Origin of the sequence: Nostoc sp. DedQUE02 (assembly GCF_034531035.1) — a bacterium.
Lineage (GTDB): Bacteria > Cyanobacteriota > Cyanobacteriia > Cyanobacteriales > Nostocaceae > Nostoc.
Genome location: NZ_JAVRBY020000040.1, coordinates 53,624 through 78,365, shown reverse-complemented (window position 1 = coordinate 78,365; position 24,742 = coordinate 53,624). Strand labels below are relative to the sequence as shown.

Here is a 24,742-nt window from a genome sequence, read left to right as displayed (position 1 = left end):
ACCTTTAACCTTTACCCTTTAACCTTTTCCCCAAACCCAACTCCGAGTTAAAAATCCAAAACCCGAGCAGTATTGGGCTACGCCTATGCTCACACTATCCAAATTTGCAGGTTACTCCTCAACCCCTAATCCCTATGCGTCGAACCAAAATCATTTGTACTGTTGGGCCGGCTACATCTGCACCCGAAAAGCTACAAGCCTTAGTAGAAGCTGGAATGAATGTGGCGCGGCTGAATTTTTCCCACGGAGCTTATGAATTCCACGCCCAAACGGCTCACAATCTCAGGCAGATTAGCACTGAGCGGCAAAAGCCGATCGCAATTATGCAAGACTTGTGTGGCCCGAAAATCCGTTTAGGAACTTTACCACCGGAAGGGTTAAATTTAGAAGCTGGTACTGAAGTCACCTTTGTTTTGCAAGAAAAGGGTGAGAGTATTGACGAACTACCTTTACCATTACCGACTTTGTTCGCAATGGTACGACCAGGCGAACCGATTTTGATTAATGATGGTCGTGTCAAGTTGATTGTTACCGATCGCGATGCCGATCGCATTCGCGCACAAGTCAAAATTGGCGGGTTAATTTCTACGCACAAGGGAGTGAATCTACCCCAAACTCCTTTACCTGTCAGTTCAATCACCGAAAAAGACTTACTGGATCTACGCTTTGGGATTCAGTTGGGCGTAGACTGGGTAGCGGTGTCCTTCGTGCGATCGCCACAAGACTTAGAACCCGCCAAGCGGATGATTGAAGCGGCTGGTGCTTCCATCCGCTTAATTGCCAAAATCGAAAGAGCAGAAGCAGTAGAGAATTTTGACTCCATTCTGAGTGTTGCCGACGCAATTATGATTGCCCGTGGTGATTTAGGGGTAGAAGTACCAATTCACGAAGTACCTCTAATTCAAAAAGATATTATTCGTCGTTGTAATCGGGCTGGCAAACCGGTGATTACAGCCACGCAAATGCTAGAGTCGATGATTAGCGCTCCCGATCCCACCCGCGCCGAAGCAACTGATGTTGCCAACTCCATCTTAGATGGTACGGATGCGGTAATGCTTTCTGGTGAAACAGCTGTCGGCCAATATCCGATCGCCGCCGTCCAGATGATGCACAACATCGCGGTGCGGACAGAACAGGCTCTAGATGAGGGTAGCAAACATGCTTGGTGTCATGAAGCAGGCAGTCTTAGCGTTACCGAATCTGTAGCAGAATCTGTATGTCGCATTGCTTATGAAACTGGCTCACGGGCAATTCTCTGTAACACTACATCAGGAAGTACGGCGAGAATGGTGTCTAAATATCGCCCAACTTCTCCGATTATTGCCCTCACCTCTGACATTACCGCTTATCGTCAACTAGCGCTTTCTTGGGGTGTAGAAGCTTTGCTGATCCCACCAGTTCATCATGCTGAAGAGATGTTTACCAATGTGGTGAACACAGTTGTAGATATGGGTTTGGCAAATAAGGGCGATAAGGTGGTAATTACCTCTGGTGTTCCAATTGGTAAATCGGGCACAACTAGTTTAATCAAAGTGCATTTCATTGGACAGCCAATTTCGGCATAAGCCACTTAGAATAGGGCTGTGGCTGAAGATAGTAAGGAAAATTGGGCAATAATTAAGAAAATTGCCAGAATCAGAATTGAAGGAAGAGTAAAGAGTGTAAAGAACTGGGGAATAAGTAAATCCTGTAACATTCATCACGGAGTATTTTATGTCTAAGAATTTACTGGAACAATTGCGACAAGTGACTGTTGTAGTCGCAGATACAGGGGATATCCAGGCAATTGAAAAGTTCAAGCCCCAAGACGCTACCACCAATCCTTCGCTGATTACTGCTGCGGCGCAAATGCCAGAATATCAGGGAATTGTCGATCAAACTTTACTCCAAGCGAAGAAAGATGCTGGAGCCGGAGCTACCCAAGCACAGATAGTTTCTCTAGCTTTTGACCGTTTGGCAGTTGCTTTTGGATTAAAGATTTTGCAAATCATTCCCGGTCGGGTGTCTACGGAAGTGGATGCTCGCTTGTCCTACGATACCGAAGCTACCGTCACTAAGGCACGGGAATTAATTGCTCAGTATAAAGCTGCTGGAATTGGCCGCGATCGCGTTTTAATTAAAATAGCCAGCACTTGGGAAGGTATTCGTGCTGCGGAAATTCTCGAAAAAGAAGGTATTCACTGTAACCTTACCTTATTGTTTGGTCTTCACCAAGCGATCGCCTGTGCAGAAGCCGACATTACCCTAATTTCTCCCTTCGTTGGGCGGATTCTTGACTGGTACAAAAAAGATACCGGACGCGATAGCTACCCAGCAGCCGAAGATCCAGGAGTTTTGTCCGTCACCAAAATCTACAACTACTACAAGAAATTCGGCTATAAAACCGAAGTTATGGGAGCTAGCTTCCGTAACGTTGGTGAAATTACTGAACTTGCAGGTAGTGATTTGCTAACTATTTCGCCATCCCTTTTGGCTGAATTGCAAGCAACAGTTGGAGAACTGCCACGCAAACTCGACCCCGCCAAGGCAGCAAACTTGGAAATCGAAAAGATATCCATTGACAAAGCTACTTATGACAAGATGCACGCCGCAGACCGCATGGCAACCGACAAACTAGATGAGGGGATCAAAGGTTTCACCAAGGCACTAGAAGACCTTGAGAAACTTTTAGCAGACCGACTAGTTCGCCTTGAAGGAGAGGTAGTAGCAGCTCATTAGAACCTAACGATAGTTAGTGGTTAGTGGTTCAACCACTAACCATTAGTTAGTTGCATCAGTCGTTACCAATACCGAGGACGAATAATCTGGTATCGTCCGTAAGGCTGCCGTCGTTGGATAATCTGCCGTTCTCTGAACTCCTGCCGTCGTCGGATATTTTCGTATCGTCCGTAAGGCTGCCGTCGTCGTATAGTCTGGTATCTTCCAAAAGGCTGTTGGCGTCGGATAAATTGTCTTCGTCGAATAATTTGGTATCGTCCGGGCCGCCGTTGAGCAATTAAAAGCTCTCCGGTTTTATCTCCAACTAGGTTGGCATCTGGCGCAGCGCTCTGTTCATTGCGAGCATTACTTAAAGAAATATCTTTTGCTTCAGCTAATGATGGCGCAGACACAAAGGCACATAGCAATAGCGCTATTGAGGATAACTTCCTGAAACCTTTCATGTTTTTGCTTCTACTAGACTTTGGGTAATAACTTTATTAAAACACTTGAAAGTCTGTAAATTACCCCTGACACACTTTTTTTTAAACTTAATTTGGTATGAAATTCTGTATTTAAATTTCAGCCTTATGGATAATTGTAAATTAGCTCAAACTGTGTAATGAATAAGTAATCGTTTAGCAAAATATAATTTTTTACAATAGAGAAAATGGATAATTACCTAACATTTTGTCTCACTTGAAGAAAGCTTTGCTACATTGCAATCAAGTACAGTTAGAAAACAAAACACTAACTCGTGTAGGTTTGATTGATTCTCTAAAACCAACTTCTGATACTGATTAGGTTTTTCTATTCTTCAATAGAACCTACAACTATAGAACTCTTTTTAACTATACAAATCGGAAAATAAACGGATAACGGTATGGCACATTTGGCTGGTTCAGAACATTGATAATGGCAATAATTGGCATAATAAAACTGACCACACCCAACACAATCAATAACAAAATACCAATTCCCACAACAATCAACAATGCAAAGATAATTGCATAAATATAAAGATTTATGTGAAAATTGAGTGATTCTTTGGCATTGCTTTTGATAATCGGGTCATTGCTGATTAACAAAATTGCAATGGGTATGCCAATAGAGATAATCGTAGAGCTAAAAAATATTGCTCCGTGGCTTAGGGCTGATAAAAGCTTGCGTTGCTGAATGTCTTCCATGCCACAACTCCTCTTTTAGAGACTCAAATGGTAACTATTACTCGTGGATGTCACTGTAGTTACGATCTGATATTAGCGTTAGTTAACCACTCGCTGCACAAACCACCCTAAGACACTCAATCCCAACAACAAAGGTGTTAACCAATCACCCCAACGCACATATAAAGTTTGTGTCTGTCGCCGATAAATTGTTTCAGCATGAGTTTCGTAAGTATTATATCCAGACATCCACAAGGTTCTACCGTGAGGATCTACAAAGGCTGAATATCCGGTATTCGTTGCCCGTGCTGACCATCGATCGGTTTCAATTGCTCGCATGATATCCTGTGCATGGTGCTGGAATGGCATTGATGCAGTGTAATGGGCATCGTTAGAAGAACTGAGGATAAATTGTCCACCCGCCGCAGCTTGACGGCGGAATTGTTCAGGAAAAGCAGATTCATAACATATACTAGCGATCGCCCGACCAAAAGGAGTGTCAAATATCTGATTTGCCAAACCAGGTACTTGGTGCGCTTCCAAAGGCGACAAGCGTTGAATTAACCCGCCTAAAATCCCTTCAAAAGGAATATATTCCCCCAAAGGTACGAGTTTGGACTTATCGTAGCGGCTGACAATTTCACCTTTGCTGTTGAAAGTAAACAAGCTAATTGTATAACTGTCTCCTCGTTCGCCAAAAGCCCCAATCCAAGCAACCACACCTTTTTCCTTTACTGCTGCGACTAAGGCAGTTCCCAGCAAGTTGCGCTGGAAAATAGGTAAGGCTCCTTCTGGGGTGAGAACTGCATCCACACCTTGGTCTGCTAAAGTTAAATACCCATTGGTGTAATTTTCTTGAGCGCGACGGAACCCTTCAGAACTTCGTAAAAGTCGGTTCGGAATATTACCCTGAACAATCCCCACTTTTAACGCTGCTTCTGGGGGTTGGGCGATGGGACGACTGTATAAGAAAAAACCAATAAGGTGTAGGGTAATTAATAATCCTGTGGCGATAATCCAGTATTTATTAACGAACCGCCAAGGCGCAAAGGACACAGAGGAAATTCTCTCTGCCTCTGTGCGGTTCATCCATCCTTCAGCAATTAAACCATTAATGGCAACGATCGCAGCTGTCACAGTATTAGGCCCAGAGAGTTGACCCAAATGTACAATTGCGAGATTATGTGGGCTTTGAGTGTAAGCGAGGGAACTCCACCACAAAGGCCCGGCACTCCATAAACTCTCTAAGCCGCACCAGACGACTGTACCAATAAGCACACGTAGCCACGGTTTTTGTCCGCCCAGGCGAACCATTACAGCCGCCCAAATACTAAGGAACACCCCACCCAAGACACTAATAAATCCCCAACAAAAAAGCGTGATTGCCAAGCTTGGCAACCAGGGAACGCCCAACCATGTCATCGGATGAATTCCGGTAATCCAAAATAGGGCGACACCGTGAAAACCAATACCCCAGAGGAAAGCAAGGGGAAATTGGTTTTTGCGTTTGGCTGAACTGACAACTAGCACCCATAAGGGAACTATGGCAATCCAAGCCAAGAACCATGCATCTACTGGGGCTACGGTTAGCCCCATTAAAATACCGCTAGCTAAGGCAATCAAGTAAGGCAGTAAAGAGATAAACCTCTCCCCCTGCTTCCCCTGCTTCCCATGCTCCCCCTGCTTCTTACTCTGCTTCTTCTGCATCGGCAGCATCAGGTGGAACTATTGCCACTCCGGTAATAGCGTCATCTTCATCTAAACGCTGCACTCTGACTCCAGTAGCCGATCGCGATTGGATAGAAATCGCATTTACCGCTTGACGGATGATAATACCGCGATTTGTCACCATCATGATTTCATCATCATCATTGTTGACAATGCGTAGGGTTGCCAGCTTGTCTTTGGTTTTGCGGTTTTTGAACTTGGTTGCCATTAAACCCTGACCAGCACGATTTTGTAGTCGGAACTGAGCAACGGGTACGCGCTTACCATATCCTCCCATTGTAATTACCAACACCCAAGGGCCAACAATGCCACTGCTAGGCACTTCTGCGGACTCTTCATTAGCTTCGGTAATTTCGATATCTTCTGTTTCGATTGTTTCGATATCTTCAGCTTCGGCTTCTGCAACATCCAAAGTTTCCAGAATTGCTGCGGGCAGAATATCCATACCCACCAGTTCATCTTTATTTTTGAGTTTCATGGCTTTCACTCCACGAGTCGCCCTACTTAAAGGACGCAGTTGTTCGTGGTTGCACCGGAAGTTAATCGCCATCCCGTTACGAGAACCAATGATTACGCTATCCTCTACTCTGGCGCGTCGTACCCAGCGCAGTTGGTCGCCTTCTTCTAAGGAAATGGCAATCAAACCATTGGCGCGAATGTGACTAAAGGCTGCCAATTCGGTTTTCTTGATATTGCCGCCCTTGGTGAGCATGACCAAGTATTCTTCGCTGCTAAACTCGTCAACTGGTACAATCGAGGTGATTTTTTCCTCTTTGGGAATCGGTAACATCTGGACAATTGGTGTCCCGCGACTGGTACGCGAACTCGCTGGAATTTGATAAGCTCTCAGGCAGTAAACGACACCACGCTCACTAAAGAATAAAATACTGTCGTGATCGCAGCAAGTTAAGAAATGCTCAATGGTATCATCATCTTTTACCTTGGCTGCGGCTTTACCTCTGGTAGCACGGCTTTGCGCTTCAAAGGTGTTGACTGGCATCCGTTTGATGTAGCCTTGCTCTGTCAGCAGAATTATCGCTTTTTCATTGGCAATGAGGTCGCGATCGTCTAATTCCCCTTCCCCTGGTAAAATCACCGTGCGGCGGGGTGTGGCGAAGTTAGTTTTCAGTTGTGTGACTTCAGTTTCAATGATTTCTAGCACTCTCTCCCGGCGTGCCAAAATATCCTGCAAGTCGGTAATTTTCGCTTGTAATTCCTCGTGTTCCAAACGAATTTTGTCTGCTTCTAAGGCAGTCAACCGCCGCAATTGCATCTGCAAAATCGCATCTGCTTGCACTTCCGAGAGTCCATAAGTTGTGATTAATTCACCTTTAGCTGTGGGCGCATCGGGCGCATGGCGAATCAAGACAATAATTGGATCTAAATGAGACAGGGCAATTAATAATCCTTGGAGAAGATGGTCGCGTTCTTCAGCTTTCCGTAGTTCGTAACGGGTGCGTCTGGCAATGGATTCGATGCGGAAATCCAAGAAGACAGTTAAGAACTGCTTGAGGGTGAGTACCTGGGGTTCGCTATTCACCAACGCCAGCATATTCGCCCCGAAGTTGGCTTGCAGTGGCGTTTGCTTGTAGAGGTTATTTAGAACGACGCGGGGATAAGCATCACGCTTGAGTTCGATGACAACTCGCATCCCGTCGCGATCGCTTTCATCGCGGATATCTGCAATGCCCTCTAGCCGCTTTTCGTTCACCATTTCGGCGATTTTTTCAATCAGCGCCGCTTTGTTGGTTTGATAGGGCAATTCGGTGATGATAATTGCTTCTCTATCTGGTCGTCCCCGTTGTTCAACGGTTTCTATGTTGGCGACACCACGCATGGTAATGGAACCACGCCCAGTGGTGTAAGCTTCACGAATGGCAGATGTTCCCAAAATTTGCGCCCCAGTCGGAAAGTCTGGGCCGTGGACATACTGCATTAATTCGATGTCGGTGATTTCGGGATTGTGGATTACAGCCACCAAAGCATCGATCAATTCGCCCAAATTGTGCGGCGGAATGTTGGTGGCCATACCCACGGCAATCCCAGAGGAACCGTTGAGCAACAACTGCGGAATCCGCGCCGGTAAGACTGTGGGTTCTTGCTGAGAACCGTCGAAGTTATCGGCGAAATCTACGGTTTCATACTCAATGTCGTGGAGTAGACCAGCGCTAGTTAAAGCTTGCAAGCGGCATTCTGTGTACCGCATGGCGGCTGGCGGATCGTTGTCTACCGAACCAAAGTTACCATGCCCGTTAACTAGGGGCGATCGCATGGAAAAATCCTGCGCCATCCGCACCAAGGCATCATACACTGCCGTGTCGCCGTGGGGGTGATATTTACCCAATACTTCACCCACTACACGGGCGCATTTCTTAAAGGGGCGATCGTGGAGCAGACCTAGCTCGTGCATTGCGTAGAGAATGCGACGATGCACAGGTTTTAGACCATCCCTGGCATCTGGCAGCGCCCGACCCACTATCACGCTCATGGCGTATTCCAGATAAGACTGCGACATTTCGTTTCGCAAGTCTGTCGGGATAATCCTCTCCTGTGAGGTTGTCATAACCTAAAAATCTCCAAAAATCGTAGATTTTAGCTTTTTTACTCAACAAAGCGCAAAATTATTCTAAATTGCTCTTGAATAATCGCTATAATTTGATACAATTTTAGCATATATTGCTTTTTTCTGCCTGGACAGCTAACTCAGGTACTTGCTTAATCGGTAGCTTCTCTCTGGGATTTGAGTTGAGAAGCAATTAGAGGAACTTTAGGGGCAAGAAAAAATCCAATTAAACTGGCAAAAAGGATTGGTGTCAAGGGACTCAAGTTAGTCAGTTTTGAGAGTAGCAAAGTCGTACTTATAGGTGTGCGGGTTACGGCTGCATTGATAGCCGCCATTGTACAGATCATGGCAAGGGCAGGGTTTATTCCTGGAATTAAGACTGCTACTGCTTGACCGATGCAAGCACCAGTGAAAAATAGGGGAATGATGAATCCACCACGCCACCCACCCGTTACCGTAATGCTAATGGCAGCCATTTTCCCAAAAGCTAGAGTTAAGAGAAAAATAGCACCAAAGTTAGTAGTGAGGACTGAATCTAACTCTTCATGTCCAAAATAACGCGTCAGAGGTAATAAAACTGCTAAACTGCCAAGTCCCAACCCTGCTAGTGTTGTGCGTACATAAATGGGGGCGGGAATTCGGGCAAACAAGTAATCGCAGCCCCGAAAAATGCCCATAAAAATCCATCCCGCCACCGCGCCGATAATTCCAAACACGATCGCGATCGCAAAATCATCAATCTTTTCTAACTGATACTGGGGAAAATGCCAAGTAGGGGCAATTCCCAAGTGTGTGATTGCTGCAAACACCACATAACTAGCGCAACTCGAAACAATGGCTGGCATCAAGGCTTCGTAATATTCCACAATATGCTGATGGTGCAAAATCTCTAGGGCAAACATTGCACCGCCAAGAGGTGCGCCAAACAAGGCAGTAAAGCCAGCCGCCATCGCTGCTAAACTCATAGTTCTGAGGTCTTCACCTTGGAGTTTTAAGCGATCGGCAACCCAAGTACCAAAAGAACCTGTTACCTGTACCAGTGGTGCTTCTGGCCCAGCACTACCGCCTGCCGATATGCTGATTAGAGAAGCAAGAATCATTGAGGGATTTTTGCGAACATCCAGGCGTCCGCCACGAAAATGGATATTATCAACAATCACGGCAATTTCACCGGGATTTCCGAAAAAATGAATCACCAGCCCGATAAATAACCCGGCTAATGGCATCACTATCAAGAGGCTAAAACCCTCAAATCGTTGGAGTCTGTGAGTTAAAAACTCTAGAACATTCCAGTACAATGCCGCAAACAGACCACCAGCAGTCCCCACAAGTACCCAGCGAATCACCCAGTGCGAAATCATCAGGGGATTACGCTTCACCAGTCCAAAAAGTTGAACAAATTTCCAGCGTTGAGTTTCATTGGCCGCCGGGGGTTTCTTTGGTAACACTGCTTATTTCCTATTTGTGAAACGGAGAATACAGAATATTTACGTTTTTTATAGTAGAAGCTATTTAATCATTTTTGGTCTACAAGGGGCCATGTCTCCAACGCCCTACAACGCTTGATCGCGCAGGCAAGACTCGCTAACGCTTCTCTACGAGACGCTACGCGAACGCTATCGGCGTCGCTTTTTTTTACTTATTGCTGTGTGAAATTAAGTCTCCAGATAGTGTGAAGCTGACCACAAAAGAACTTAACCTTGGCGTATAAGTTTGGGGAAATAGTGATGAATAAGGAAACAGTTCCTAGTCAAGCAGAAAAATCGAGTCCAGAAGGTGATCCATCGCAACTAGATCCAGAGGTACTGGATAAAATCAGACACCCTGCAAGAATAGACGATGTTATTCGGGAGCAATCACCAGAAGAACGTAAAAGTAACCCAGCTTTAGTACCAGAAATGATTGACGATCCAACTGATGATTGATTGGGTTGGCAAAAGAGTAATCAAAAAACTATGATTCCCAGCTTCTCTAAGAAGTTGGGAATATTGTGATTAATTTTTTTCTCAGATTATGCAGCTGTTGCTGATAAATTGCCGATGTGTTGATGTCTAATTGCACATCCAGACTATCAAATTTAATTTGATAAATTATTTGATAATTTTGCCTAAACCTAAGCTTTCTTCACGGATATTTTGTAAGTATTTAGGCGCAGATTGCACTTAACTAAATAAACGTGAGTTCGACAAGTCTTGTTTGACCTCTCCCCAGATCCCTCTCCGACGCAGCTACAGTATACACACAAGTCTTTTAAAGTTGCTGTGTAATAACATTTCACGAAATGTCTGATACAAATAATCAATCTCTAATTCTTTCCCCCTGCCCCCTGCTCCCCCGGTAGTTGAATCTCGACTCACAACGACTGCGCGGTAGTTGAATCTCGACTTCGCTCGATTACCGCCAAGCCATGCACTGAGCTTGTCGTTGTGTCGAAACTCAGTGCAAGTCGCTCGATTTCCGCGTAGTCGAAGTATGCTCCCCTGCTGCCTATTTGTATCAATCTTAAAGTGAAACGGTATAACGTAGGGTAGATTAATTCTTTGTAGATCGATACAACAAAGGTGCAGAGCGATGCAACCAAGATACAGGTCTATGCAACGAAGGTGCAAGGCGATGCAACAAAGGTGCGGCTCAATGTAACAAAGGTGCAGGGCAATGCAACAAAGGTGCAGGGCGATGCATCAAATGTGCGGCTTGATGCAACAAAGGTGCAGATCAAGAGACTGATGTGTACACCGTAACTCCGACACGAAGAGGGGAGCAAAAAGCTGAATTTTTCGTTGCTCCTCCCTTTGGATTTCCCAGAGGGAGGCTGGGAGGGAGAGGTTCATCGAACTCCCGTTAAATAATAATGGATGTCCCATTTTACCTAGATCATCAGTTTCTTTCTCTTAAGAGACGGTAATTAACCCCACCGTAAACATTCATTGCTTGCCCATAAATGGCACGCAATTGATGCGAAGCTAGAAATAATGCTACATCTGCGACTTCTTCAGTTTCCATAAAGTAGGTGTCGTTGACTGAAGTACATGGGTAGTTACCATAACAAAGTCATCACTACTTGGTAAGATTATACAGGGTTGAATTTTCTAACCAGCGTTGTATATACAAGAGTTCTCATGGAGTAGTTTAATATTCAATGGTTTATTATCTAACCTTTGAGAAATAATCCTTACAGCAGTTTTTATCTATTTGAGCCACATCTGTCGTAGGGGCGCAAGACCTTGCGCCCCTAAGGCGTAGTTTATTTAGCTGAAAATGGCTGTAAGCCAATAAAATCTATCTTAAGATATCAATTCTTGGTACAAAAGATAGTTGCTCGCAATATATCTCTTGTGAGAAAAGACATACTAATCATCTACTTTGCCTAACAGAAAGGAGGTAAGATTTGTCAGACAACTATTTGGATGACTATAGACTTTCAAAAGGTGAAGCAGAGAATAGCTCTAATTGCTGCCCTGATTGAGGAAGTGCTAATTAAAACTCTAAATCAAATCTCCAAATTTAAAGCCGAGAAAATCTAATGTCGGGTAATAATTTGTGACTGGCTCATACAACTGCTAATAGCCTGTCCCTCGGCTCATTCCAGATAAAAGTACTGTAACGATAATGACGCACTCTCCAAATTCAGGAAATAATCAGGAACCATCTAATCCTCGTCTGTGGCTCCTGCTTTTAGGACGTACCAGTTTGGCTCTCGGTGTGGTTTTGCTAGTTGGAATTGCATTTGGTGCTTGGTGGGCTAGAAACTATGTATATAAAGATTTAGCACCGTTAGTGCAGCAGAATCTTGAGCAATTGCTTGGTCGTCCAGTAAAAGTAGGGAAAGTTGAAGGTTTTTCGCTTTCTAGTTTGAGATTTAGCTCTCTATCAATACCAGCAACTCCCACCGATCAAGACCAGGTGGTAGCAAAAGCCTTAGATGTGCAGTTCTCGCCGTTGCAACTTATCCTTAACCGAAAACTGGCTTTAAATGTCACTTTAGTTCAGCCCAATGTCTACATTCAACAGGATAAAGATGGTCGTTGGGTGACAGCGCAAGTTAAGGCTGGGGAAGGACAAGGCTTTATTCAAACTGAGTTGCAAACACTTCAAATTCAAGATGGCGATGTCGAGTTAATGCCATTCGCTGCGCCAACTAAGCCAAAAGGCTCAGTCATATTAGATCAAGTTGGTGGTGTTGCCCGATTTTCCGATCAAAATCAAAGAATTGGTTATGACATTAATGCTCAACTCACTAGGGGAGGGGCTGTTAAAATTGCTGGCGAAACCCAACTGAAAGCTCAACAAACTAACCTCCAGCTACAAACACAAAATTTACAAGCATCTGAGATCGCTCGATTAATTCAGTTACCGATCGCTCTGCAAGCGGGGTATTTAAATGCTGATTTAGGGGTGCAGATTCCCCCCAAACTATCAGATATAGCGATTACGGGAACAGCTACAGCGAATCAAGTCACTGCTAAAATTCCAAATATTCCTCAGCAGATTTCTAATTTTAATGGCAGATTTCTATTTCAGGGTCAGACAGTTGCTTTAGATAATCTAAGTACCAATATTGGTAAAGTTCCCATTTTCGCTAATGGAACAATTAATACTCAAACAGGTTTTAATGTCTCTGCTCAAATAAAACCCGTTAGTGCGAAAAATATTTTAGATACATTGAATGTAAAATCGTCAGTTCCAGCTAGTGGCGAAGTTCAAGCAAATATTAAAGTACTAGGCGCACTCAAACAACCTGTCCTTAGCGGTTCATTAAGCAACACAAAACCGATTCAAGTTGACCGCGTTCAATTTAAAACCATTAATACTGATTTTCGCTTGAATGCCTCTCAAACGGCATCTCAACTTGCCGTCTCCAATTTGAAAATAGTCCCCGCAGCTGGTGGTCAAATTATAGGTGGCGGTCAAGCTAATTTGGGAGCAAAAAATAATGTAATATTTAATGCTCAAGCTGATGGTATATCAGGAGATATACTAGCACGCAGCTATGGCGTTACTCTACCGATCGCAGTTGGCAATGTTTCAGCAAAAGCCCAAATTTCTGGCTCACTTAGCAAACAGCCGTTGAACCTTGACATTTCTAATGTTCAGATAACGCCGCCAGCCGGCGGAAAAATCACAGCCAATGGTCAAATTCAACTGGCTCCCCAAGGTCAGGTAGGCGTAAATATTCAAGCTCAAGGTATCCCCGGAAATGCGATCGCTCAAGGTTACGGCATTTCAACTCCAATTAATGTTGGTGGTATATCTGCGAACGCTAAAGTTTCGGGTTATCTGGGTACACCGTTAAACGTCAACGTTACTCGTGTTCAAGCAAATCCAGATGTGGGAGGGCAAGTCACAGCTAGCGGACGAGTTCAGCTTGCACCTCAAGGTAGGGTGGCGTTGAATGTACAAGCAAAAAATATACCAGGAGATGCGATCGCCAAAGCCTACAATTCCTCACCCTCCATCACTATTGGGAATGTCTCGGCAAATGCCGATATTTCCGGCACTTTGAGCAATCTGCAAACAGTCGCGCGGGTACAAGCGCCTAGTGCCACCTATCCCACCACCGGACGAGTTGTTGTTACCAAACAAGGAGAAAATATCGTTTTCCCCGATGCGGTTGTAAACGTCGCAGGTGGGACAATTAGAGCTACGGGTCAACTTGCACAACAACGCTGGCAAGGAGTTGTCAACACTTCTCAAATTCAACTCAGCCGTTTCTCACCACAACTGCGAGGACGGCTGAATAGCAATATTCAGTTAGCAGGCACAACCCAATCTTTCCAGCTTGCAGATATTCGCGCTGCTGGACAAATCAGCCTTCCCCAAGGAGTAGCGCAGCTGGCAAAACCGCTCACCGCTCAATTTCAGTGGAATGGACAGCAGATTATCGTTCAAAATGCAAGTACCGCAGGATTTAGTGCTAATGGTGCGATCACAATTCAATCTCCACCAACTGGCGCACCCGAAATTGCCAGATTTGATTTAAATGTACTGGCGCAAAATTTCAACTTACAAAATACTGGCTTTAAAGTTCCTGGGGACGTAGCAATAGCAGGGCGACTGGATTTTAATGGAAAAGTTACAGGAACTCCAGATGTCCCGCAAGCGAATGGCAATATCCGGCTGCGGAATTTCAATGTGAGTAACTTGGCGTTTGACCGACTTTTAACCGGAAATGTAAATTTTCAAGGGGGACAAGGAGGAAGTCTGCGATTAGCTGGGAAACAAGATCGAATTGCGCTTAACTTGGGTGCAGATTATCGTCCCACTTCATTTTTAGTTAAACGCGATGAGGCAGTTACTACAGGTAGAACTGAGGGAGATAACTTGCTCATCAACGCCCAACAGTTTCCCATCGCTCTGGTTGGCGGCTTTTTACCCAACAATCAATTGAAACCTCTGGGGGGGCAATTATCGGGCAATTTAGTTGTCAATTTGAATAATTATGCCATTGCGGGAGATGTGGCGATCGCAGGGCCTCGTGTTGCCAGAGTTGCAGCAGATGAATTTCGTGGCAGCATCAATTATGCTGATGGTACTGCGAGCTTGGCTAATGGTCAATTGCGGATTGGCGATAGCAACATCGCTCTCAGTGGTAATGTGCAAACAGGGAATGACCCGCAATTTCAATTCCAAGCTAATTTTGCCGAAGCCAAAATCCAGAGACTTTTACAAGCGTTTAATATCTTCGACTTTAAAGACCTGAGTACTGGGTTACAGCCTCCGAAGTTAGCTGGAGCAGAAGCACTTCCAACTGAGTCTATCAGTTTGCCCGATGCCGATTTGAAAACACAGTTAGCATATTTCTCGAATATTACAACAGCGATCGCCAAAGAACGACAAGTAGAAACCAAAAAAACCCCATCTTTGCCCAGCCTTGCAGAATTAACAGGTGCTTTAAGCGGAGCAATTACAGCAAATGGCTCGTTAAAATCTGGATTGAATGCTGGCTTTAATTTTCAAGGTGCAAACTGGCAATGGGGTAATTATTCCATAAATCAAGTCGTTGCTCAAGGCACTTTTGCTGATGGCATCGTCACACTTTCGCCCTTGAGTATTGGGATAAATCAAGGACTAGTGGCATTTTCAGGACAGTTAGGAACTGAGCAACTATCTGGAAAGTTGAATGTAGCAAGTCTACCTCTATCGCTTTTACAACCTTTTATCGAAAAATATCCCATAGATATCACTGGTAATGTAAATGCTAATGCCAACTTAGCAGGTAGTTTACAAGATCCCAGATTGCAGGGGCAAGTGGCATTAGCAAATGCAACTCTCAACAAACAACCTGTGCAAACAGGACAGGTGAACTTTGATTACAACAATGCTCGCTTGAATTTTGACAGTACTTTGTTAGTGACAGGAACACAGCCAGTCGCAATTACAGGTAGCGTACCTGCTCCTTTGCCTTTTGCCAAAGTGCAGCCAGATAGCAATCAAATTAGCATCAACGCCAATGTGCAAAATGAAGGATTGGCACTGTTAAACGTGTTTACTAACAATCAAGTTGCTTGGGTAGACGGTCAAGGAAAAGTAGATTTAAACGTTCAAGGTACTTTAAACGAACCAATTATTAATGGAAATGCCACACTTAATAATGCAACTTTTCGCGCTCAAGCCTTATCTGATCCCCTAACAAATGTCACAGGAACAGCGCTATTTAATGGTAGTACTGTAAGTGTTGAAAAAATCCAAGGTAATTACAATCAAGGGCAAGTAACTGCATCAGGCATCCTGCCGATTTTTGATTCTCAACAAGCCGCAGCGAATCCCCTCACCGTATCAATAGCAGACAAACTCAATTTTAAGCTTGCAGGACTGTATGAAGGTGGTGTAGGCGGCGATATCGTGATTCGGGGAACAGCGTTAAAACCTGTAATTGGTGGAGAGATTCAACTGAGTGATGGTCAGGTAATTATTGGCAACTCGACTACTACTGCTAAAAAATCAGCAACTACAGCAGAGGCTAACACTAAGGTCATAAATCTAGATAGACAACAGGTTAACCCTAACGTCACACCGACAGCAGAGAATAACCCTAACCCAGTAGCTACAGTGGACGGAAGCACTAACCCCGTGGCGACAGCAGATGCAAGTACTAGCGCTGCAACTCCACCCAATTTACCTGTAGAGTTTGCAGATTTAAAGTTGATTTTAGGCAAAGATATTCGGGTTACAACTCAATCCTTACTCAGCTTTGTACCAGGAGGAGCAGCATTAAGTCAGCCCCTATTGAGGTTTGACGCAACAGGCGACTTGACTATTAATGGTACATTAGCCAAACCGCTTCCTGAAGGTGTCATTCGTTTAACAGGAGGACGACTGAGTTTATTTTCCACTGAGTTTACCTTGGCGCGAGGCTATGAACAAACTGCCCGGTTTATTCCAAGCCAAGGACTTGACCCTACTTTGGATGTCCGACTGACGGCAATTGTACCGGAAGCATCAGCAAGGAACACTCAAACTTTGGAATCACCATTATCTTCTGAAGTCAGCGATGTTTCTGTAAACAACTTTGGGACTTTACGTAGCGTTAACGTTCAAGCCAGGGTGAACGGGCCAGCTAGTAAATTGGGCGATAATCTGGAATTGACGAGTGAACCTAGCCGTAGTAAGGGAGAAATAGTTGCTTTGCTGGGTGGTTCGATTCTAAATTCTTTCGGTCAAGCAGATGCAGGCCAAGGGCTGACTAATTTCGCTAGTTCCACTATTTTAGGTGGTTTACAAGGAACTATCACTGCGATCGGACAGGCTATTGGTTTCAGCGAATTTCGGATATTTCCCACTCCAACCACTAATAATGAAAAAACGACAGCTTCAGTTCTGAATTTATCAGCAGAGGGTGTATTTGACATCAATAGAAATTTCTCTGCCTCTTTATCACGCCCTCTTTCTAGCGATGAGTCTTTCCGTTATAACGTGCTTTATCGAGTCAATGATGAAATTTTGATGCGAGGCTCAACTAATTTAGGGGATGAAAATCAATTACAAGTTGAGTATGAAACCCGATTTTAGATTACTGCATTGGCATGGCAAGTCGATGCAATGGCATTGTTAGTCGATGCATTGGCATAGCAAGTCGATGCAATGGCATTGTTAGCCGATGCATTGGCATAGCAAGTCGATACAATGGCATTGTTAGTCGATGCATTGGCATAGCAAGTCGATACAATGGCATTGTTAGCCGATGCATTGGCATAACGGGTTAAAAAAGTTGTGTACACCACCGTAGCGCAAAGGGTACAATGACCAGCATTTATAATGCAATAGAGTTCAGATACACCGCTTTTCAAGTAAGTAATTGAATTACACAACTCCCTACTCCCCGCCCAGCTTGTGGTCTAAATATCTGAAAAATATGTAGAGAGATTAGATTATTTAAACGCAGAGGAACGCAGAGGAAAGCGCAAAGTATCGCTGAGGTTTTTCAGTATGGTACTAAATATTTAAGGGAGCGATCGCAACTGATGAATAATCCTAAATATTACAGCAGATTGCAAGTAAGTGTGGTACAAAATTCAGGACTGATTTATTAGATATAAACAGTGTTTACCTCTTCCCTCCAGCACGAACTGCCTTCTGCCTTCTGCCTCCTGCCTCAAAACCCGTAATTTTGTACTTCATGCAAATGAAAATTGCTGTATCTACCAGCATCATTCCATTAATGTCCAGGTTTAACACCCCCAATTTTCCCTCACTAATTCATTTAGTACGGTCAAAATTAGAGGTGTAGCTGCCCGTAGCGTATCACTGATGATTGGTTGGAGGTTCATCCTTTGTAATCGCAGGTGAAGCTACCTTTGCCAGATTTTCTTCTTGGGCTTGTATTTCCAGTAGTTGGGGAATCGTCACAAATCGATAGCCTTGGGCTTTCAAACCTGCGATCATTCCTGGTAAAGCTTTGACAGATTTGGAACGGTTGCCGCCTCCATCGTGCATCAATACAATTGCACCGGGTTTTGCATACTTTAGTACATTTTTGACCAGCCCTGGAACTTGAGGCGAATGACGTTCTGCATCTCCCGATTCTTCAGACCACATCATGACAGCGTACTTCTGGTTTTTGGCATATTGGGCTAATCCATTATTCAGAAAGCCTCCAGGGGGGCGAAATAGAGTAGTTTTTACTCCTGTTGTTTTGTAAATGATGTCTGCTGTGCGATCAATTTCACTAGCCGCAGTCGCCCCATTCATTTTAAAATACCAATGATGCCATGTGTGGTTGCCAATTACGTGACCATCAGCAGCCACTTGCTTGGCAACCTGGGGAAAATACTTCACCATTTGCCCAATCATGAAGAATGTTGCTTTGATATCATTTTTCTTCAAAATTTCTAAAATCTGTGCCGTATTTTTGGGGCCCGGGCCATCATCAAAAGTTAGGGCGATAACTTTCTCGTTTGCTTTGAGTTTTGCTTGATAAACGATTGCTCCCTGAAATGCCTTTGGCACTTCATTCATTTGGTCTGTAGCTGGGCTGATGTTCTCTGCATCTGCACTCATCAGCTTGTTCTGATTCGCTTTACCACTCTCGCTTTTTGGCTTTATAATTCCCAATAAATGCTCAAATCCGCTTGTAGTGAAAAGCAAACTAATACCTAAACTACTAGCACCAGTAACAAATATAACGATTATTAGTTTGAGTAACAAAGATAATTTACGATTGGACACATTAAATCTCCTCAAATATTAGTTATTGGGCATTGGGCACTTGTACTGAGCGTATCGCTAAAGCGAAAGCTCCGCTAACGCGTAGCGTCTCGTAGAGAAGAATTGGGCATTGGTTTCTCACTGATGTTCCTATTACTTCACTCGTAGCCGATTGTAAATTAATATATCTGGTGCTAAAAGAAAAAAGAAAAGAATAAAATACCTTGAAACATTCCAGCTAAAGCTGAAGGATGTCCCAATATAATCTGCACTAATTCGCCGCAATTAGCAAGCTGGATAAAATAATACTCAGTGGATTTAGCTAACCAATGGAGGCAGCAACGATCGCAGTATAACCGTAACCTGGAGAAATGCTAGAGGGTATTTAAGCAATAGAGTCGAGGACTTCGCAAGCAGTAATGTGAATATTCGCTTGCGATCGCAGTTTATTCCGATCTTTGCTTTCAAGCAACTTTAATAGTTTAAAGCTTCTTTTTCTATTGGCGGTACTGGTAAGTATTTTTGCTGCCGCAGGTCTAGGTTTCCTAGCTGGACGATTTCTCACCATGATGTATCTCTAAGAACATCAATCAAGTTGTTCTTAGATTACATCTGATGCAATACGGTTCGGTTAAAGGGGAAAGGGAAAAGGGGAAAGGTTTTGAATACATCCTTTACCCTTTACCCCTTACCCTTTCCCCAGACCACAAAGAAAATGAAAAATGCTTATCCGAACCGTATTGACATCTGATGGTTTTTATTGCTTAAGTTGACACCAGTAAGCAATGCTGTGCCTCTACAAAAATTTGTATTCCTTTCAATGCTTCAGCCGTTTAATCCTCGTCAAGGGCTGGGAAAGCTTCTTCAAACTGCCACAACCGATCTTTATTTTCAACGAACCAAATACGAGTTTCTGGAGTTAATTTACTCCAAATGTCTTCAACAGGGATGTGAGGAGATGCATATTGATATTCCTGACCAAGTGATTTGAGATTGTCCGCCACATCATGGGGAATCCCGAATTGTTCCCAGTCAACTGTGATATTTCTTCCCGAAACTCCGGCTGTAGGGTCGAAAACCAATTGTGCCGATCTGACTAAATCAGCAAAGTGTTTCGGTTTGAGCTTGGTGATCTCCTGAAGTTGGAGTAATTCGTTATGTTCTTGAGACATGATCGCCGCAGTGGTAAAGATTAGTGGTGTATTGAACTTACTGCCAGAGATTTTTATCCCAATATTTTTACTTTAGCGCAGAGTTGATAACTTCATTATGATTGAGATTATGGATTAGGGATTAAGTGTTGCCAAGAATTCCGATTCCAGCCCCCAATCCCCAGTACCTTTTTAGTGACGAGTATAGGAATGCTCAAAGTGAGTTTTGAGTCTATGAGCCATAACAGAAATTATGATTGCTGCGATGGAAACTGATATTGTTGCTATTCTGATTCTAGAATCATCTGCAAGTATTGCTACAGCAGCTAAAGCGATCGCTACCCCTATACAACCTTGCTTAACACTATTTGTAACTTTATAAGCCCGATTGCAAGAATTACAAATAAGTGTGTGTCGCGAAAATCTGTCTAGCAAAATTGGCTTTGAATTCAACTCGCCATTTTCAACATTTTTCACTGTCGCATAGCCGTGATAAAAAGGTAAAGATGACCCAAACTTATCTAGCCACTTGCGGTATTCAATCACTAATGTGTCCGATGTTTTCAGTGGCAAATATAATTCTTTAAGGCTTTTTCCCAAACGCTCAATTTCTGCCTGTTGTCCCGCCAGAAGAGGTAAATCTTGCTCCAATATTTTGTTTGTATTTAAGTGATCGAGCCAGCGCGGCCTTAGCTTGACTCCCCAAGTCATGAAATTACGATAACCTCTAGCTAAAAGACGACACCGCCCTTTACCTAAAGGAATTGAATACAAAGCTAGTCCAAATGTCCAATCTCGTTTTTCAATATAAGTAGTGTTCAGCACAAGACTTGGAACAACAAAATCAATATACTTCCACGTTTCATTTGTTTTGTTAATTCCCCGCCATCTGCCTTTAATTCCCTGAACCGAACTCTCTAGCACTTCCATTTCTAGCGGTTGGGCATTTTTCCGATTACTACCCCCTCTAGTGCCATGATGGCTAATAGCAACATGTGCCGGATCTATGACGTTCTCTACTAGATATGTTTGGTCATAAGGCAGATCCAATATAAAGTCTGCACACACGAATCCTGGCTTATCTAAATCTGGCAGAATTGGGATATTTTCATCAACAGCAGTTTCTTTTTCACCAGCCCATACCCAAATCATGCCTTGGCGTTCCACAACTTTAAAGGATGGTATGCAAGCATTGACTGGAATTTTTGCATCTGTTGGTAATTGGGGAATGTGCAGACATTGGCCATCACTGCCAAACTGCCAACCGTGATATAAACACTCAATTTTGCCGTCAATAATTTGTCCTTCAGAAAGTTTGGCTGTACGGTGAGAACAACGATCTGCTAAACAGATAAATTGTCCATCTTGGTTTTTGAATAAAACCAAAGGTTCATCGTACAAGGAAAAGCTATGAGGGCGGTTGGCAGGTAAGTCTTGTACAAAGGTGACGGGATACCAGCATTGCCTCCAGTTAAATTCTTGCTTCTCCTCAAGTTTCTCAAAGGTAGAAGTTGTTGGTGTCGCCTGTAGTGTCTCTGTTTCTAATGACATGGTTTTCTCCAGGTTTATATAATTTTATACCTTTGTATTAGCAAATTCTTATAGGGTTTTCATTCAGATGCAATGCTATAGGACTCCTATTTGATTTTTGAAAAAACTCCGTACATTTCAAGAGTGGAGAAATTGTGGTGGCTACGACAAAGTGCAGCCTTAATCGGAGGTTTTATTTTAGTACTTTACTTGTTACAAAATCTTGAGTTTATTTATGTTTTACTGCCTTTATTCCCTATACTTGTGGCTATTTTTTATTTACTTTAGCTTATTTAACAAATATTGGAGCTATGCCATCGGTAATGTTTTATTCTTTGGATGGATATTAGCAGCAACTTTTCCTCTAGCAAGCTGAAACTATCATCAGTGTGATTGAAAATATTGTAAAGTATAGGATTGTCCTAAGTATTGCGCTACGCAACTCCCCCTATGACTACCGCGCCCTTAAGCTGGGAAGAACTAGAAACCCTTACGGATTATCAAATAGATACCGTTAATGGTCTCACTAATGCTAAAGCCAGGTTGCGCTTGTTTGGTCAGGCGGAATCTGATGTGCGGGTAACGCTGTACCGCGATAACCACGCCTGGTGTCCTTACTGTCAAAAAGTTTGGTTATGGCTAGAGGAAAAACAGATCCCATATCGGATTGAAAAAGTGACAATGTTCTGCTATGGGGAGAAAGAAAGTTGGTACAAACGTAAAGTACCATCAGGAATGCTCCCCGCAATCGAGCTAGATGGACGGATTATTAAGGAAAGCGATGACATTTTGATCGCTTTGGAAAAGGTTTTTGCTCCATTGAGCCAAGGGATGGAAGACCACAGGGTGCTTCCTCTACGTCAATTAGAACGACTTTTATTTAGAGCCTGGTGCGTTTGGCTATGCTCTAGAGCAGGTTCGTCTCAACAAGAACAACGCAATCGAGAACAATTTATCGGAGTGGTGGCTAGGGTCGAGTCAGCTCTGGGTAGCACCCCAAGCCCTTACTTTCTAGATAGCTTCGGCATCGTCGATGTCATTTTTACGCCATATCTTGAACGGATGAATGCGAGCCTTTACTATTACAAGGGCTACTCACTGCGGGAGGAAAACCCTCGCTTGAGCGCATGGTTTGCGGCAATGGAAAGCCGACCAACCTACCGTGGTACCCAGAGCGACTTTCATACCCACGTACATGATTTGCCGCCCCAAATGGGGGGCTGTTGGGAAAACGGCGAAACCCAGACGTTTCTCAATAAAGCACGGGTGGATAACGGCCCCTGGTTTGGGCTACCAGATGTTACTTATCCAGAACCCGAAAACTCCCGCATGGAAGCTCTTCAACGAACTATCGAACACCGAATCAATATTATCCGAGTCAACCCCTTAGATGATAAATTGTTTGATCGAGCCTTACGTTGTGCTTTAACCCACATGATGACAGGTAAAGACTGTGTACCTCCATTGGGATCTGATGTCGCTCTCCGATATTTACGCGATCGCATTAATGTACCACGAGACATGTCCATCTACGCAGCCAAGCGATTGAGAGAATCCCTGGAAAAAACCGCAGCCCTTGCAGGTGATGGGCAGCCAGCCCCCATTCCCACTAAGCATCGACGAGATCAAGACCCGTCTAACTTTGTCATCAAGTAGGATTACCGCACTTATTCTGGCAGATCGCGCGACTCTAACAGTTACAGCATTCATCTATTTGAACCACACCTGTCGTACGGGCGCAAGGTCTTGTAACATTTCACGAAATGTCTGATACAAATAATCAATCTCTAATTCTTTCCCCTGCCCCCTGCTCCCCCGGTTACTGAATCTCGACTCACAACGACTGCGCTCAGTGCAAGTCGATCGATTTCCGCGTAGTCGAAGTATGCTCCCCTGCTGCCTATTTTCAATCTTAAAGTGAAACGGTATTGCGCCCCTACTACGTGGTCTATTTTTTGATAAATTCACGAGCAATTCTGCAACACCTTTTGATTACTACCCAAAGTTTCATTGATAGCTGTGATCAATAACTCATTTAGAGGGATTCCCGCCACTTTCGCCATAGAGGAAATCACACTTTTGGGGGCAAAAGAACAATACAACCCGGCTTCTAAAAACCAAGGTTCTCCCTTTGGGTCGATGCGAAAGTCAAATAAACTGTAGTGACGACAACCCAAAGCCTGATGGCACTTCTTAGCTACTTGCTGAACTTTTTGGGTGATCGGATCGTTAGGATCTACAATCCAAGACTTCTTATTATCCTTAGCGGCGAAACGCAAGTTGCCATCGTCCGTTTGTTGGAGTTTATCAGCATGGTTGCGGATGGGTTTGGAGTCAGGGTCTAACAGATACTCTTCAAGAGGTAAACCCACTAGTTCCCCATCTTTGACAATGATGCCGCATCTGACTTCTCGACCGAGTTCGATGAATTCTTCTACGATCACCTCCGAAGCATATTCAAATGCTTCCTTCAAAGCCGTGTCATAGTCGTTAACATCTTTGACTAAGGCTATCCCTAAAGAGTTATCGGAACTTACAGGTTTAACGATCGCAGGAGGTGTAATTGTCGGAACGTCTCCTTGGCGAAGCAGTTCTCCACGAGGCACTTTTACCCCTGCTGCTTCAACAATTGCTTTGGTTCTGCCTTTGTGCGCTGCGATCGCCATGATCTCTGAAGTATTGCCGACATAAGGGATCTTCAACAGGTCAAATAGGGCGCGGTAGTGAGTCATTCCAGGAATACAAAACATTTGCGGTAACACGAGGTCAATGTTTTGCGCTGTTATAAACTCTATGGCTTCAAACAGAGTCATCAGTTTAGTATCAGCAATATCTTCCGGGCTGAGTGAGGGAGGAAATCGCCATTGGCGATCGGGTGTGATATATGCAATCTGAAAATCATATTGCGATCGATCTGCCGTTGCCGCGAGACAGTCTTGGGCATAAAGGCGTGACAAATCACAGTAAAAATCATTGTATGCAGACCCAACTAAATGAAGAATACGAAGTACTGGCATGATTTATTGTCCTATGTATTGTTAAAATTTATATAGTGATTCTTAGTTGAGTGGGCTATAATAACCCCACCCCCAACCCCCTCCCCGCAAGCGAAGAGGGGGCTATGATCTACTAAATTCTTCTTCAATTACGAATTACGAACTTGTACTGAGTTTCGACACTTCGACAAGCTCAGTGCATCGCTACGCGGTAATCGAGCGACTTGCACTGAGCGCAGTCGTTGTGAGTCGAGATTCAACTACCGC

General features: G+C 43.9%; 17 protein-coding genes. 6 read left to right on the top strand and 11 right to left on the bottom strand.

The window, feature by feature from the left end:
* Positions 1–134 precede the first annotated feature (134 nt).
* Both pyk and RMX98_RS24985 read left to right on the top strand, forming a co-directional pair.
* On the top strand, positions 135–1,565 hold the full coding sequence (gene pyk / locus RMX98_RS24990; protein ID WP_322675957.1) for a pyruvate kinase: 1,431 nt from the start codon (positions 135–137) through the stop codon (positions 1,563–1,565).
* 148 nt (positions 1,566–1,713) lie between these two features.
* A complete protein-coding gene (locus RMX98_RS24985; RefSeq protein WP_322675956.1) occupies positions 1,714–2,718 on the top strand; it encodes a transaldolase in 1,005 nt (334 codons plus the stop codon).
* A gap of 62 nt (positions 2,719–2,780) precedes the next feature.
* Here RMX98_RS24985 and RMX98_RS24980 read toward each other — a convergent pair whose 3' ends face one another.
* The 5 genes from RMX98_RS24980 to RMX98_RS24960 all read right to left on the bottom strand — a co-directional run bounded on the left by RMX98_RS24980 (position 2,781) and on the right by RMX98_RS24960 (position 9,602).
* On the bottom strand, positions 2,781–3,161 hold the full coding sequence (locus RMX98_RS24980) for a hypothetical protein (RefSeq protein WP_322675955.1): 381 nt from the start codon (positions 3,159–3,161) through the stop codon (positions 2,781–2,783).
* Positions 3,162–3,548: 387 nt separating this feature from the next.
* Complete coding sequence (locus RMX98_RS24975) at positions 3,549–3,884, bottom strand: DUF4870 domain-containing protein (RefSeq protein WP_322675954.1); 336 nt, start codon at positions 3,882–3,884, stop codon at positions 3,549–3,551.
* A gap of 78 nt (positions 3,885–3,962) precedes the next feature.
* On the bottom strand, positions 3,963–5,570 hold the full coding sequence (lnt, locus tag RMX98_RS24970; protein ID WP_322675953.1) for an apolipoprotein N-acyltransferase: 1,608 nt from the start codon (positions 5,568–5,570) through the stop codon (positions 3,963–3,965).
* A complete protein-coding gene (gyrA, locus tag RMX98_RS24965; protein WP_322675952.1) occupies positions 5,551–8,154 on the bottom strand; it encodes a DNA topoisomerase (ATP-hydrolyzing) subunit A in 2,604 nt (867 codons plus the stop codon). Before gyrA ends, lnt begins: the two co-directional genes overlap by 20 nt.
* A 152-nt stretch (positions 8,155–8,306) precedes the next feature.
* The gene (locus RMX98_RS24960; protein WP_322675951.1) at positions 8,307–9,602 is read right to left on the bottom strand and encodes a chloride channel protein; all 1,296 of its coding nucleotides are present in this window, start codon (positions 9,600–9,602) and stop codon (positions 8,307–8,309) included.
* 279 nt (positions 9,603–9,881) lie between these two features.
* On the opposite strand from RMX98_RS24960, the gene RMX98_RS24955 reads away from it, so the two are divergent.
* From RMX98_RS24955 to RMX98_RS24945, 3 genes are all read left to right on the top strand, one after another.
* Positions 9,882–10,079 (top strand): hypothetical protein, encoded by a 198-nt coding sequence (locus RMX98_RS24955; protein WP_322675950.1) that lies wholly within the window; start codon positions 9,882–9,884, stop codon positions 10,077–10,079.
* 636 nt (positions 10,080–10,715) lie between these two features.
* Complete coding sequence (locus tag RMX98_RS24950; RefSeq protein WP_322675949.1) at positions 10,716–10,895, top strand: hypothetical protein; 180 nt, start codon at positions 10,716–10,718, stop codon at positions 10,893–10,895.
* A gap of 868 nt (positions 10,896–11,763) precedes the next feature.
* Positions 11,764–17,163, top strand: a complete 5,400-nt coding sequence (locus RMX98_RS24945) for a translocation/assembly module TamB domain-containing protein (RefSeq protein WP_322675948.1) — start codon at positions 11,764–11,766, stop codon at positions 17,161–17,163.
* On the opposite strand, the gene RMX98_RS24940 is transcribed toward RMX98_RS24945, so the two are convergent.
* From RMX98_RS24940 to RMX98_RS24920, 5 genes are all read right to left on the bottom strand, one after another.
* On the bottom strand, positions 17,160–17,375 hold the full coding sequence (locus RMX98_RS24940; RefSeq protein ID WP_409881809.1) for a hypothetical protein: 216 nt from the start codon (positions 17,373–17,375) through the stop codon (positions 17,160–17,162). The genes RMX98_RS24945 and RMX98_RS24940 overlap by 4 nt on opposite strands.
* Before the next feature lie 520 nt (positions 17,376–17,895).
* On the bottom strand, positions 17,896–18,819 hold the full coding sequence (locus tag RMX98_RS24935) for a polysaccharide deacetylase family protein (protein WP_322675946.1): 924 nt from the start codon (positions 18,817–18,819) through the stop codon (positions 17,896–17,898).
* A gap of 364 nt (positions 18,820–19,183) precedes the next feature.
* The gene (locus RMX98_RS24930) at positions 19,184–19,366 is read right to left on the bottom strand and encodes a hypothetical protein (protein WP_322675945.1); all 183 of its coding nucleotides are present in this window, start codon (positions 19,364–19,366) and stop codon (positions 19,184–19,186) included.
* 265 nt (positions 19,367–19,631) lie between these two features.
* Complete coding sequence (locus RMX98_RS24925; RefSeq protein ID WP_322675944.1) at positions 19,632–19,970, bottom strand: hypothetical protein; 339 nt, start codon at positions 19,968–19,970, stop codon at positions 19,632–19,634.
* Positions 19,971–20,141: 171 nt separating this feature from the next.
* A complete protein-coding gene (locus tag RMX98_RS24920; RefSeq protein ID WP_322675943.1) occupies positions 20,142–21,500 on the bottom strand; it encodes a Rieske 2Fe-2S domain-containing protein in 1,359 nt (452 codons plus the stop codon).
* A 429-nt stretch (positions 21,501–21,929) separates the two neighbouring features.
* On the opposite strand from RMX98_RS24920, the gene RMX98_RS24915 reads away from it, so the two are divergent.
* Positions 21,930–23,135 (top strand): glutathione S-transferase family protein, encoded by a 1,206-nt coding sequence (locus tag RMX98_RS24915; RefSeq protein WP_322675942.1) that lies wholly within the window; start codon positions 21,930–21,932, stop codon positions 23,133–23,135.
* A gap of 308 nt (positions 23,136–23,443) precedes the next feature.
* On the opposite strand, the gene RMX98_RS24910 is transcribed toward RMX98_RS24915, so the two are convergent.
* Entirely contained in the window at positions 23,444–24,496 is a 1,053-nt protein-coding gene (locus RMX98_RS24910; protein ID WP_322675941.1) for a D-alanine--D-alanine ligase, read from the bottom strand.
* Positions 24,497–24,742 lie beyond the last annotated feature (246 nt).

Coding starts and splice junctions, on each gene's coding strand:
- pyk (WP_322675957.1), top strand. CDS start 135: ATGCGTCGAACCAAAATCATTTGTACTGTTGGGCCGGCTACATCTGCA.
- RMX98_RS24955 (WP_322675950.1), top strand. CDS start 9,882: ATGAATAAGGAAACAGTTCCTAGTCAAGCAGAAAAATCGAGTCCAGAA.
- lnt (WP_322675953.1), bottom strand. CDS start 5,570: ATGCAGAAGAAGCAGAGTAAGAAGCAGGGGGAGCATGGGAAGCAGGGG.
- RMX98_RS24925 (WP_322675944.1), bottom strand. CDS start 19,970: ATGTCTCAAGAACATAACGAATTACTCCAACTTCAGGAGATCACCAAG.
- RMX98_RS24920 (WP_322675943.1), bottom strand. CDS start 21,500: ATGTCATTAGAAACAGAGACACTACAGGCGACACCAACAACTTCTACC.
- RMX98_RS24980 (WP_322675955.1), bottom strand. CDS start 3,161: ATGAAAGGTTTCAGGAAGTTATCCTCAATAGCGCTATTGCTATGTGCC.
- RMX98_RS24985 (WP_322675956.1), top strand. CDS start 1,714: ATGTCTAAGAATTTACTGGAACAATTGCGACAAGTGACTGTTGTAGTC.
- RMX98_RS24910 (WP_322675941.1), bottom strand. CDS start 24,496: ATGCCAGTACTTCGTATTCTTCATTTAGTTGGGTCTGCATACAATGAT.
- RMX98_RS24915 (WP_322675942.1), top strand. CDS start 21,930: ATGACTACCGCGCCCTTAAGCTGGGAAGAACTAGAAACCCTTACGGAT.
- gyrA (WP_322675952.1), bottom strand. CDS start 8,154: ATGACAACCTCACAGGAGAGGATTATCCCGACAGACTTGCGAAACGAA.
- RMX98_RS24930 (WP_322675945.1), bottom strand. CDS start 19,366: ATGGTGAGAAATCGTCCAGCTAGGAAACCTAGACCTGCGGCAGCAAAA.
- RMX98_RS24945 (WP_322675948.1), top strand. CDS start 11,764: ATGACGCACTCTCCAAATTCAGGAAATAATCAGGAACCATCTAATCCT.
- RMX98_RS24975 (WP_322675954.1), bottom strand. CDS start 3,884: ATGGAAGACATTCAGCAACGCAAGCTTTTATCAGCCCTAAGCCACGGA.